Annotated in this window: 9 protein-coding genes; 7 read left to right on the top strand and 2 right to left on the bottom strand. The window is 29.2% G+C overall.

The features are described 5' to 3' along the window. The first annotated feature begins 90 nt into the window (after nt 1-90). The 7 genes from LXN10_RS06085 to recJ all read left to right on the top strand — a co-directional run bounded on the left by LXN10_RS06085 (nt 91) and on the right by recJ (nt 11291). A complete protein-coding gene (locus LXN10_RS06085) occupies nt 91-1323 on the top strand; it encodes a TolC family protein (protein WP_375724984.1) in 1233 nt (410 codons plus the stop codon). Beyond that, nucleotides 1320-2393 (top strand): efflux RND transporter periplasmic adaptor subunit, encoded by a 1074-nt coding sequence (locus tag LXN10_RS06090; RefSeq protein ID WP_375724985.1) that lies wholly within the window; start codon nt 1320-1322, stop codon nt 2391-2393. The genes LXN10_RS06085 and LXN10_RS06090 overlap by 4 nt, the downstream gene beginning before the upstream one ends. Before the next feature lies 1 nt (nt 2394). Beyond that, nucleotides 2395-5499: an efflux RND transporter permease subunit gene (locus tag LXN10_RS06095; protein ID WP_375724986.1), complete on the top strand. Its 3105-nt coding sequence runs from the start codon at nt 2395-2397 to the stop codon at nt 5497-5499. Nucleotides 5500-5626: 127 nt separating this feature from the next. Then, a complete protein-coding gene (locus tag LXN10_RS06100) occupies nt 5627-6463 on the top strand; it encodes a hypothetical protein (protein WP_375724987.1) in 837 nt (278 codons plus the stop codon). Nucleotides 6464-6573: 110 nt separating this feature from the next. Beyond that, nucleotides 6574-7983, top strand: coding sequence for a cytochrome c oxidase accessory protein CcoG (gene ccoG, locus LXN10_RS06105; protein WP_375724988.1), 1410 nt, complete (start codon nt 6574-6576; stop codon nt 7981-7983). A 129-nt stretch (nt 7984-8112) separates the two neighbouring features. Continuing rightward, entirely contained in the window at nt 8113-9729 is a 1617-nt protein-coding gene (locus LXN10_RS06110; RefSeq protein ID WP_375724989.1) for a CTP synthase, read from the top strand. Beyond that, on the top strand, nt 9729-11291 hold the full coding sequence (recJ, locus tag LXN10_RS06115; protein ID WP_375724990.1) for a single-stranded-DNA-specific exonuclease RecJ: 1563 nt from the start codon (nt 9729-9731) through the stop codon (nt 11289-11291). The genes LXN10_RS06110 and recJ overlap by 1 nt, the downstream gene beginning before the upstream one ends. On the opposite strand, the gene LXN10_RS06120 is transcribed toward recJ, so the two are convergent. Then, nucleotides 11286-11867 carry a FlgO family outer membrane protein gene (locus LXN10_RS06120; RefSeq protein WP_375724991.1) on the bottom strand — a complete coding sequence of 194 codons (582 nt, stop codon included), beginning with the start codon at nt 11865-11867 and terminating at the stop codon, nt 11286-11288. The two genes, recJ and LXN10_RS06120, sit on opposite strands and share 6 nt — an antisense overlap. Before the next feature lie 6 nt (nt 11868-11873). Continuing rightward, nucleotides 11874-12542 carry a FlgO family outer membrane protein gene (locus LXN10_RS06125; protein WP_129100760.1) on the bottom strand — a complete coding sequence of 223 codons (669 nt, stop codon included), beginning with the start codon at nt 12540-12542 and terminating at the stop codon, nt 11874-11876. Nucleotides 12543-12720 lie beyond the last annotated feature (178 nt).

The raw sequence follows: 12720 nt of genomic DNA on the forward strand, positions 1-12720 counted from the left end.
AAGTATAACATAAAAATATTAAATATATCTTTCTCGCAAGATATATTTAAGTTATAAAATGCTATCTTTTCACAAATATAAAGGAGTAAAATGAAAAAAATACATTTATTATTTTTCTTACCTATTTTTTTATGGAGTCAAGATTTAAGTGAATTGATAAATATTTCTCAAAAAAATAAACTAATTCAATCTTCACAAGAAACAGTAGAATCTGTAAAAGATGAGTACAGTAGTGTAAAAAGATCTTATTTACCAAATGTAAGTATTGGAACTTCTTATCAAAATACTAATCGTGAGAGTCAAAATATGCCTGCAAATGGTTATACATCTTATGCAAAAGTTGGACTAACAATATATGATGGAAACAAAAGATATAACTTATTTAAAAGTTATAAATCATACATAAAAAGTTCTAAAGAGAATTTATCAGCACTTAAAAATGAAGTTGCACTTGATGTTGTAAATTATTATTATCAATATCTAACTTTAGAAGCTCAAAAAGATGCTAAACAAAAAGAGATAGAACAACTAAAATCAGAAGGAAATAGAGTCAAAAATTTTGTTGATGTTGGTTCTTCTACAACTGATGAATATGATAAAATCGAATCAAGAATTCAAAGTTCAATTTTTGACCTTAATCAAATTGAATTGAATATTATAACAGTGTTACATACTCTTGAATATGTAACAGGTCAAGAAGTTAGTATAACTGCTGGTTCTTCTATAAAAGATATTAATATAAATAGTGATATGAAAGCACAAAGACCTGATATTAAATCTTTAGAATACAATATAGAAAAACTAAAATATGATGCAAGACAAGAAAAAAGTGGCTATTTACCAAAAATCACATTAGATAATACATACTCGTATTATGATAGAAACTATAAAGATAACTCTATTCCTGAAGAATATAAAGATCAAAATGTATTTTCTGTAAATCTTTCATGGGATATTTTCAACTTTAATTCTACAGGTAAAAAATATAGTGCAAAATACAAAGAATACTTAAGTAAAAGATCAAACTATGAATACCAAAAGAAAAAAGCTGATACAGAATTAAAAACATCACTCAAAACCTATGAGATAGGGAAAGTTAAAGTAAAAGCTGCAAAAGCATCTTTAAAAGCAGCAACTAGTGTATATGATTCAATTAAATCAAAATACCAAAATGGACTTGTAGATAATGTTACTTTTCTAGAAGCATTAACTGAGAAATATGATGCCCTAAGTCAATTAAAAAGTTCACAATATGATTTAGAAATTAACAAAGCCACAATAATTTATTATAGTGGTAAAAATGTAGGAGATTATGTAGAATGAAAAAAATATTAGTAGGTTTGTTTATTTTAGGATTAAACTTTTTATTTGCAGCAGGGCAACAAATGCCTCCTCTTCCGGTAAAAGCCTATACAGTAAACACAAATGAGACAACTGTAGAAAAGGATTATCCTGCTTTAATAAAATCAAAAAGTGAAGTAAATATTATCGCTAGAGTTTCTGGGAAACTAGTAAAAAAATATTTCCAAGATGGTGATTTTGTGAAAAAAGGCGCTTTATTATACAAAATAGAACAAGATACTTATCAAGCAAATTTAAATGCTGCACAAGCTCAATTAGATAAAGCGGAAGCTTTACTTACAAAAGCTACAAAAGATTGGAAAAGAGCAGAAAAATTATTTGCTGCAAAATCTATAAGTGAACAATCAAAAGATGATTACTTATACACATATCAAGATGCTCTAGCTGATGTGCAAAATTATAAAGCAAAAGTACAAGATGCAAAAATCAGTTATCAATATACACTAATAAGATCACCAATAAATGGTCTAACAGGGAAAAGTGCTTTTGATGAAGGAAATTATGTAGGTTCAAATGAAAATAACTCAAATTTATTAACTGTAACAAATACAAATCCTGTATATGTAGAATTTTCTTTACCTCAAAAAGATATTTCTAAATATTTAGAGCAAATAAAAAAAGGAAGTGTAAATTTTAACATTTCTGCAAATGGAAAAACATATTCAGATGGTAAATTAAATTTTGTCTCTTCAAAAATTGATACAGCAACAGATAGTTTATTATTAAGAACAACATTTGAGAATAAGGACAATGAACTTATTATTGGTGGTTATTCTACAATAGAAATTAAAAATATAAAAATTAAAAATGTTTTTACTATCCCTGAAATTGCCATTTTACAATCAGCTAATGGAGCAGCAGTTTATGTGATTGAAAATGGTGTTGCAACAATTAGACCTGTTAAAATTGGTAATTTAACTTCAAGTGGAGTGATTATTGAATCTGGTTTAAAAGCTGGAGATAAAATTATTATTAGTAATATTGCAAAAGTAAGACCAAATGCTCCTGTTCAAATCATAGGTGACAAATAATATGTTTTCAGCATTTTTCATAAATAGACCGGTCTTTTCAGCCGTAATATCTATTCTTATTTTCCTAGCTGGATTACTTTCAATGGTAAATTTGCCAATTGAACAGTATCCAAAGGTTGTTCCACCTCAAATTATTGTATCAACTACATATCCAGGTGCTAGTGCAGAAACAATTTCAAAAACTGTTGCTGCACCACTTGAAGAAAAAATCAACGGTGCTAAAGATATGATTTATATGAATTCATTAGCAGCAGATAGTGGAGTTGTTAGTATCAATGTATATTTTGAAGTAGGAACAAATGCTGATGATGCAAAAATCGATGTAAACAACCGTGTGCAATCAGCCTTAGCAAAACTTCCAGCAGAAGTACAAAAACAAGGGGTAACAGTAACTGAAAGATCTCCAAGTTTACTTCAAGTGATAAGTTTCTTTTCACCAGATTATTCTAAAGACACTACTTTTATTTCTAATTATGCATTAATGAATGTTGTTGATGACTTAAAAAGAATCAAAGGTGTTGGGGATGCTACAATTTTTGGTGCAAAAGATTATGCCATAAGAGTTTGGGTAAATCCTGAAAAATTATCAAATTTTGGACTTACTACAACTGACCTTATAAATGCAATTAAAGAACAAAATCAACAATATGCAGCAGGTAAATTTGCAGCAGAACCAATTGCAAATAAACAAATGTTTACATATACATTACAAACTCCACCAAGACTTAGTAGTCCAACAGAGTTTGGTAACATAGTAATTAGAGCAAATAAAGATGGTAGTGCTTTATTATTAAAAGATGTAGCAACTGTAGAATTAGGAGCTAGTAGTTATAACTTGAATTCAAAATTAAATGGCTTTCCTTCTATTCCTATTGGTATATTTTTGCAAAGTGGAGCAAATGCTATTGATACAGCAAAAGCTGTAAAAGAAACACTATTAAAAGCTAGTGAGAAATTTCCAAGTGGAGTATCTTACAAAATACCTTATAGTAGTACTGACTTTATTGAAGTATCAATAAAAGAAGTTGCAAAAACTTTTGTTGAAGCAATTATTCTTGTTGTTGCAATTATTTTCTTATTTTTACAAAATTGGAGAGCAACACTTATTCCTGTTTTAGCAGTTCCAGTTTCTATTGTAGGAGCATTTGCAGGAATGTATATGCTGGGATTCAGTATAAACTTATTAACCCTATTTGGTTTAGTATTGGCAATTGGTATTGTTGTTGATGATGCTATTATTGTAATTGAAAATGTTGAGAGGCATTTAAGTGAAGGAATGGCTCCAAAAGATGCTGCATTTAAAGCCATGAAAGAAGTTTCTGGAGCATTAGTAGCTATTATATTAGTTCTTTCTGCTGTATTCATTCCTGTTGCATTTATTAGTGGTTTATCAGGAGTAATGTACAAACAATTTGCTATTACAATTGTTGTTTCAATTGTAATCTCTGGATTTGTTGCATTAACATTAACTCCTTCACTTTGTGCAGTTTTATTAAAAGATAATCATGTTAAACCACAAGGCTTTTTCAAATGGTTTAACAATATGTTTGATAAGTTTACAAATGGTTATTCTTTTATGGTAAAAAGTACTATTAGATATTCAATACTAAGTTTCCTTTTATTTGGAGGTTTAATATTTATTACATATAATATGTATACAAATATGAGAACAGCACTTGTTCCACAAGAGGACCAAGGAGCAATATTTATCTTCTCTTATAACCCTCCTGGTTCATCTTTAAATAGAACTACTAAATTGACAGATGAAATTTTTGATACGGTTAAACAAGATACAAGTGTAGAGAATACATTAACACTTAGTGGATTAGACTTTATGACTTTTGCTTTAAGAACTAATTCTGCTGCAACAATTGTTAAACTTAAAGATTGGGAAGAAAGAAAACAACCAGAGCAGCAAGCAGATGCAATTGCAGGAAGATTTACAGGACAACTAATGGGTAGAACTACAGATGGATTCTCATTTGCAGTACTTCCACCTCCAATTATGGGTATGGGTGTTTCTGGTGGTTTTGAGATGTATGTACAAAATAAATCAGGAAGCGGTGTTAAAGATTTAAATAAATATGTTCAAGAGATAATTCAAAAAGCAAATGCAAGACCAGAATTAACAGCAGTTAGAACAACTCTTGCAACGAATGTACCACAATATTCACTTAAAGTTGATAATATAAAAGCTAAATCAAAAGGTGTCAATATTGCAGATATTTTTTCAACTCTTAGTTCAACTTTTGGGAGTTATTATATAAATGACTTCAACTTGTATGGAAGAACTTATACAGTAAATATCCAAGCAAAAGGTGAATTTAGAAAAGGTGTTGAAGACTTAAATAAAGTATTTGTAAAAGCTTCAAATAATGAACTTCTTCCTGTAAGTTCTTTTGTAACAGTTACAAAAACAACTGGTGCGGATTTAGTTGAAAGATTTAATCTTTTTACATCAGCAAAGATTTCAGGACAACCAGCTCCGGGATATAGTTCAGGTGATGCATTAAAAGCTATTGAAGAAGTTTCAAATGAGATTTTACCAAATGATTACGCAATTAGTTGGGTAGGAACTGCTTATCAAGAGAAAAGGATCTCTAGCAAGAGTTATTTAGCCTTTATTTTTGGTATATTATTTTTATACTTAATCCTAGCAGCACAATATGAAAGATGGATGATGCCAATTTCTGTTGTTATGGCTATTCCTTTTGGGGTATTTGGTGCAGTTGTAGCAACTATGATGAGAGGATTAGAAAATGATATTTACTTCCAGGTAGGTATTTTAGTTTTAATTGGATTATCCGCTAAAAATGCAATTTTGATTGTAGAGTTTGCTATGCAACAAAGAAAAGATGGTGAAAGTATTTATGATGCAGCAATAAATGCAGCAAGATTAAGAATTAGACCTATTATTATGACATCTCTTGCATTTATGTTAGGGGTTGTTCCTTTAGCTATTAGTACAGGAGCAGGTGCTGCAAGTAGACACTCTATTGGAACAGGTGTAATCGGAGGAATGCTGACAGCTACAATTATTGCTATTGTCTTTATTCCTTTATTTTATATATTTGTTTCAAGACTAAGTGAAAAAAAGAAAAAATAAACAAGTTTCTAAAAAACTGAATAATTATTCAGAAAAAGCAAAGAGTTAAAATATATTTTAACTCTTTGTTCGCTACTATAATAAATCCATTTAAATCACACCTCATTATACAAAAGGTAAAAAAATAGTGAAAATATATATTTATGCCAAAAGTGGACACTCAATTGGATTGGAAGATACAAGAACCTGTTGTGCAATTGCAGCAAAACTAAAAGAGTTTGACCCCATACTTTGTACTTGCGATTTTAGAGCAGGAGTTTATGCAAAAGAAGAGTTAGGTATCAAAAAATATGTAAGTGTTGATATCTTAACAAATCTTCCAAATATCATGGAAAGAGGTGACATATTAATCTTTGATTCTGATGAGACAACAGATATCATGGAAAAGCATATGAAGGATTTTTGTTCACTACTTTATAAAGTGGGTGTTGATACACCACAAAATATTGTTGATGATAAACTATTTAAAATAAATCCTAATCCAAAATTTGAAAAAACTCTTTTTTTTGGTGATGATGATTATGGTAATTTATTGCTAGAACTTATAAAAAATAGTTCAAAAAAACAAATAAATTTACTTTTGGGACACTATTTTTTCTTAGGGAATGAAACAAAGTTAACCCCTTATTTTGAAAATATATTTACAGATGAAGAGTATATTGATACTATTTCTAATTCTAAATTTTTATTAACAACTTCTATTCAAAGTTGTTTGGAATCTATAGCTTGTGGAAATAAGCCTGTTCTACTTTTAAGAAAAGATAAAAGTTATAATTTGCAATTTATTGAGAATTTAAACCTTCCTACAATAAACTATAACGAAAACTTAGATAAAATGATAATAGAATTTGAAGATATTATTTCTTCTTACCCAAACCTAAATGATATTGAAATTTTTGATTTTAACACTTTAGTGTTACAAATAAGGAAAAAATTTAGTCCCGATAATAATATCAATAGCTGATAATTATAACATCAGCTTATGATTTTATTATGCTTCTTATAAGTTCTTATCTTCTATAATTCAAAAAACAAAGGTGAAAAATATAATTTCACCTTATGAAAGGTTAAAACATGGCTTCAGAAAGTGTTCAAATTGCTAAGAAATCACCTTATCGATTTAAAAGATATTATGTCTATTTAGCAGTTACAATTATGGCCCTAGCTATTCCATTTATTAGAATAGGTGGAAATCATATATTCCTATTATCATTTGATAAGAAACAACTACATCTTATGGGTATTGCATTTGATATGCAAGAGCTTTATATGATGCCTTTTTTATTGATGCTTCTATTTTTAGGTATTTTTGCTGCTACAGCAATTGGAGGAAGAGCTTGGTGTGGGTGGGCCTGTCCTCAAACAATCTTTAGGGTTGTATATAGAGATTTAATCGAATCAACTTTATTAAAATTAAGAAGAATCAAAAATAAACAAAAAGAGCCTGATTATTCAAAAGCTGAGAATGCAAGTAAAAAAATAGTTGGTATTATTTTATGGGCTATTTTAGCTCTTGTTGCAGCAGCTGATTTTATGTGGTATTTTGTTCCTCCAGAAGACTTTTTTGCATATATACAAAATCCAACAGAACATATGTTTTTAATAGGTATTGTATTATCTATTGCCGCATTCTTAGTATATGATGTTGTAAAACTAAAAGAAGACTTTTGTGTTTATGTTTGTCCTTATTCAAGAGTTCAATCTGTTTTATATGATGACAATACTCTACAAGCAATTTACTCTACTAATAGAGGTGGTGATATCTATAATAAAAATAAAGAGAAAATTATTTTCAAAGAAAAAGATTTACCAGATCCTGCAAATGAGTGTACTACATGTGAATCATGTGTAACAGTGTGTCCTACTCATATTGATATTAGAAAAGGTTTACAATTAGAGTGTATCAACTGTCTAGAATGTGTTGATGCTTGTACTTCTGTTATGGGTAAACTTGGTAAAGAATCATTAGTTCAATGGACAAGTACAAATAACATAAAAAACAATATCCCTACAAAGGTTGTAAGAAAATCAACTGTTATGTATAGTATTGCTTTACTAATTGTAATTGGACTTTTATTTATAATGGGTGGTGAAAAAGAGTATATGCTTTTAAATATTAATAAAACTACTCAATTGTATCAAGTAAAAAAAGATAACCTTGTTACGAATAACTTCCTATTCTTATTTCAAAATACTGATTCAAAAAGACATAAATATGCACTAGAAATAGTAGATAATAAAGACATATTTATAGAAAGATTTAATCCTTTTTCACTAGGTGCTGGTAAATTAGCTAAAAAAGTTGTAATTTTAGGAACAAAATCTGAATTAGTAGCTGATAATACAAAAGATACACCAATAACAGTTACTATTAGGGCTTATGCAGAAGATGAGCCAGATAGAGTTCAAGTATTTAGAAAAGCCGTATTTATCTATCCAAGAGAAGATATGCTTAAAAAAAGAGAAGCTATACTTAATAAATAAAACTCTTTGTAAGTGTAGATTTAAATATTTACACTTACAAAAATCTTGCAAAAAATTAAACCCTACTTAACAATACTTTAGCTATAATCGCGGCTATAAATAACTACTATTTTTTACGGAGTATCACCAATGACTAAATTTATATTTGTTACAGGTGGAGTCTTAAGTTCCTTAGGAAAAGGGATAACTTCTGCCTCTATCGCTACTATTTTAAAGCAATCAGGTTACAGAGTAACTATGCTAAAAATCGATCCATATTTAAATGTTGATCCAGGAACAATGAGTCCATTAGAACATGGAGAAGTATTCGTTACAGCAGATGGTGCTGAAACAGATTTAGATTTAGGAAATTATGAAAGATTTATTGATGTAACTCTTGGTGCAAAAAATAGTTTTACTACAGGACAAGTTTATTTATCTGTAATAAGAAGAGAAAGACAAGGTGGATATTTAGGAAAAACTATTCAAGTAGTTCCTCATGTAGTTGATGAAATAAAAGCAAGAATTTTTGATGCAGCGGAAGGTTATGACTTTTTAATTGTTGAACTAGGTGGAACAGTAGGAGATATCGAAGGTTTACCATTTATGGAGTCAATTAGAGAAATAAGACATGAATTGAATAAAGATAGAACTATGAATATTCATGTAACACTTGTTCCATATATTGCAGCGGCTGGTGAACTTAAAACAAAACCAACTCAACACAGTGTTCAAGAATTAAGAAGAATTGGTATTACCCCTCATATGCTTGTATGTAGAAGTGAAAAACCTCTACCAAAAGAGTTAAAGAAAAAACTTGCAATGTCTTGTGATATCAACAACAATGCTGTAGTTGAAGCAGGTGATGCACAATCAATTTATCAAGTTCCTATGAATTTCTTAAAAGAAGGTATTTTAACTCCTTTATCAGAGCACTTTAACATCAAAATAAAACCAAATATGGAAAAATGGGAAACTCTTGTAAAACATATTATTCTTCCGCAAGGTGAAGTAACAATTGCTTTTGTAGGTAAATATATAGAACTAAAAGAATCTTATAAATCTTTAACAGAATCATTGATTCACGCAGGAGCTCACTTAAATACAAAAGTTAATATTAACTGGTGTGATAGTGAAAGAATAGAAGATGTTGGAGCTTACGATATTATAGGCAATTCTGATGCAATCTTAGTTGCAGGTGGGTTTGGTAATAGAGGAGTTGAAGGTAAATTAAAAGCAATTGAATATGCAAGGGTAAATAATATTCCTTTTTTAGGAATTTGTTTAGGTATGCAGCTTTCTATTGTAGAATATTGTAGAAATGTTCTAGGTATAGAAGATGCAAACTCAATTGAATTTGATGAAAAAACTACTAATCCTGCTATTTATTTAATTGATGAATTTATGGACCAATCTGGTAATAAGCAACTAAGAACTCACAAATCACCAATGGGTGGAACAATGAGATTAGGTGAGTATCCATTTAATCCAAAAGCTGGAACAAAACTAAAAGCTGCTTATGGAAATAATGAAACTTACTATGAAAGACATAGACATAGATATGAAGCAAATCCTGCTTACAAACAAAGATTAGAAGAAGCAGGAATGATTGTTTCTGGTGAGTCAGATGGACTAATTGAAGCAGTAGAGCTTAAAGATCACCCTTGGTTTGTTGGTGTTCAATTTCACCCTGAGTTTACATCTCATTTAGAAACACCAAATCCAATAATAACAGAATTTGTAAGACAAGCTACTAAAACAAAGTAATGTCAAAAGTCACAAAACAAAAACTTTTTGACATACTATCTGCAAGACATCTAAAGAGTACATACTCTAAGCTTGCAGATATTCCTCCACCTACAGGCTTTAAAGATATCCAAAAAGCTACCAAAAGAGTAAAACAAGCAATATTAGATAATGAAAAAATCACCATAGTTGGTGATTATGATGTTGATGGTGTTGTTTCAACTTCCATTATGGTTGATTTTTTTAGACAAGTTGGTTATGAAGTTGATTATATAATCCCAAATAGATTTGAGCATGGATATGGTTTATCTCCAAAAATATCTGAACTAATTGATAGTGGATTAGTAATCACAGTTGATAATGGAATTTCAGCATGTGCAGCAACTCAAATTTTAAATGATAAGAATATTGATGTTATTATCACAGATCACCACACTGTTGGAAGCGAAATCCCAAATGCCTATTCAATTATAAATCCCAAACAAGAAGATTGTAACTTCCCTTTTAAAGATATTTGTGGCGCTCAAGTTGCTTGGTACTTTTGTGCATCAATAAAAAAAGAGTTAAACCTAGATATAAATATGACTAACTTTTTAGACTTATTATGTATAGCTATTATTGCCGATATGATGCCCATGACAAGTCTTAATTATATTATGGTTAAAAATGGTCTAAAGAGAATTGAGACCTCAAATAGAGTATCTATATCATACCTACGAAGCACTATGAGAAAAAGCTCTTTTATTTCAGATGATATTGGTTTTATAATTGCTCCTAAAATAAATAGTGCAGGAAGAATGGATGATGCATCTATTGCTCTATCTTTTTTATTATCAACTAACTTTGAAGAAGCAAGTGAAGCCTTAGATTTATTAGAAGAGCTAAATAATAAAAGAAAACTCTTACAGGAAAGCATCTCATTAAAAGCAAAATATGAAATAAATGTAGATGATAAAGCAATAGTTGTTTGGGGTGATAATTGGCATGAAGGTGTAATTGGAATAGTTGCTTCAAAATTATCACATGCGTTTAAAAGACCTGCTTTTATTTTTTCTATAAGCAATGGAATAGCAAAGGGAAGTGCAAGGGCAAATGCAGATATTAACTTACATACAATTATCTCAGAAGCACAGCATCTTTTATTAGGTTTTGGTGGGCATAAAAATGCAGCTGGTATTTCTATGAAAATAGAGCACTTAGATGAGTTTAAAGCCATTATTAACTCTGCACTAAGTAAAGCATCAAAAGAGCTATACATAGAGCCTATAACACTAGGTGAACTTGATATTTCAAGTGTAGATTTAGAGTTTATGGATATTATAGAGATGTTTGAACCCTATGGCTTGGAAAACCATAAACCAATATTTAAAATATCAAATGCAAAAGTGATAAAATCAGAACTTTTTGGTAAAGAAAAAAACCACTTAAAACTTTTTCTAAATGTGGATGGTTGTGATTTTGAAGCTATTAAATTTTATAGTGATAAAATAGATAAAAACAGTGTTGATATGATTATTTCAATAAATAAAAATGAGTTTAGAGGAGATATAACTCCTCAGTTTTTAATTCAAGACTTTTTATAGAACCATTGGTGCATAAACAGTACTAGAATCAGGAGTTCTTTCTAAGTCTAAGATTTCCTCATCTATTAAGGTTGAGGCAGTTGAAGAACTTAAGATTGTTCCACTTCTTACATCAATAAGTTTTATAAAAACTATTAATCTTCTTGTTGTAACACTATATGTACCTACAACTGCAAAATTTTCATCAATGACTTGATTATTGATTTTATTAGAATTTCGACTTAATACATTAAATCCACGCTTTCCAATTTGGAAATTATTTCCCAATTCAACTTCTCGTACTAAAATATTTTTACTTAACAAAGAATTTTTAAGAGTATCTGATAATAAGAAGCCTAACTTTGAGTGATTTTGAAGATTATCAAGATTTACAAAATCTGAAACCAAAACTGTTTCATCTTTAGAAATATTTTTATCAAGTTTAGCATATGAGTTTTCAACTAAAGCTCTTAACATAGCTTGAAAATTATTGGCACCATCAAGGTCTTTATATACACAAGAAGTGAAAAGAAGAGGAAGAAAAAGAGATGTTAAAAAGAGTTTTATCATCCCTTTACTAAAGAAGTTTAATTTCATAAATTATTATTCTTCTCGCATTATTTTAATAGTTCTTGGAGGTTTACAATCTTTAAAAATAACACAGTCATTTCTTAAACCATGTTCATAAGTAGATCTAGCACTTGTAATAATTTGACCCGTAGCATTATCTAAAACTCTAGCATTTAACATAATTCTTCCATATTGTCTTGAATATGTTCCAACTACTATAAAACTATTTTGAACATTCTCTTTCATCTTACTTGTATTTCTAGTAATAAAATATTCACCTTTTTCATTAACAGAAACACCCATTTGACCTCTAAACTCAATGATATTAAAACCTCTGTTAGAAAGTTCATTTATTAAACTCTCACTAATAACTCTTCCAAACTCAGTAGTTTTTTTGAAGTTGTCTAATCTAACAAAAGATGTAATTAACACAGATTTGTTTGTATGCATCTTGTTATTTTGCATCATTTGAGTTGCAAGCGAAGAAATAGTAGCCTCTAAAGAATTTTGCGTAGTGACATTTTGTTGCATATCTTCTGCAATTTTCATATGTTCTTTTGTAACTTGAACTTTTTCATTAGCTTTATCAATTCCTGCTTTTTCACTTGGATTCATAGTTACTTTCATAGCTGAATCTGAAGCACACGAAATTGTTAGTGTTGATAAAAGAATCAAACAAGAGTTTCTTAATAGCTTAAGCATGTATTACCCCTTTTTATAATTGATAAATTTTATTTAAACTTTACTTATATGTACTTGAATAGTTACCATTTTATCTCTTTGTAAGCATTGATTAAACTAATATTAATAAATGTAAATCAATGCATATTTTAGCTAATGCAATTATTCACTTTTACATAAAAAATATGTTAAGATAAAA

It is taken from the genome of Arcobacter iocasae (genome assembly GCF_042214795.1).
In the GTDB taxonomy this organism is placed as follows: Bacteria; Campylobacterota; Campylobacteria; order Campylobacterales; family Arcobacteraceae; genus Arcobacter; species Arcobacter iocasae.

Excerpts from the sequence above, each read along its gene's own strand:
- LXN10_RS06110 (WP_375724989.1), top strand. The coding sequence starts at position 8,113 with ATGACTAAATTTATATTTGTTACAGGTGGAGTCTTAAGTTCCTTAGGA.
- LXN10_RS06085 (WP_375724984.1), top strand. The coding sequence starts at position 91 with ATGAAAAAAATACATTTATTATTTTTCTTACCTATTTTTTTATGGAGT.
- ccoG (WP_375724988.1), top strand. The coding sequence starts at position 6,574 with ATGGCTTCAGAAAGTGTTCAAATTGCTAAGAAATCACCTTATCGATTT.
- LXN10_RS06125 (WP_129100760.1), bottom strand. The coding sequence starts at position 12,542 with ATGCTTAAGCTATTAAGAAACTCTTGTTTGATTCTTTTATCAACACTA.
- LXN10_RS06090 (WP_375724985.1), top strand. The coding sequence starts at position 1,320 with ATGAAAAAAATATTAGTAGGTTTGTTTATTTTAGGATTAAACTTTTTA.
- recJ (WP_375724990.1), top strand. The coding sequence starts at position 9,729 with ATGTCAAAAGTCACAAAACAAAAACTTTTTGACATACTATCTGCAAGA.
- LXN10_RS06120 (WP_375724991.1), bottom strand. The coding sequence starts at position 11,867 with ATGAAATTAAACTTCTTTAGTAAAGGGATGATAAAACTCTTTTTAACA.
- LXN10_RS06095 (WP_375724986.1), top strand. The coding sequence starts at position 2,395 with ATGTTTTCAGCATTTTTCATAAATAGACCGGTCTTTTCAGCCGTAATA.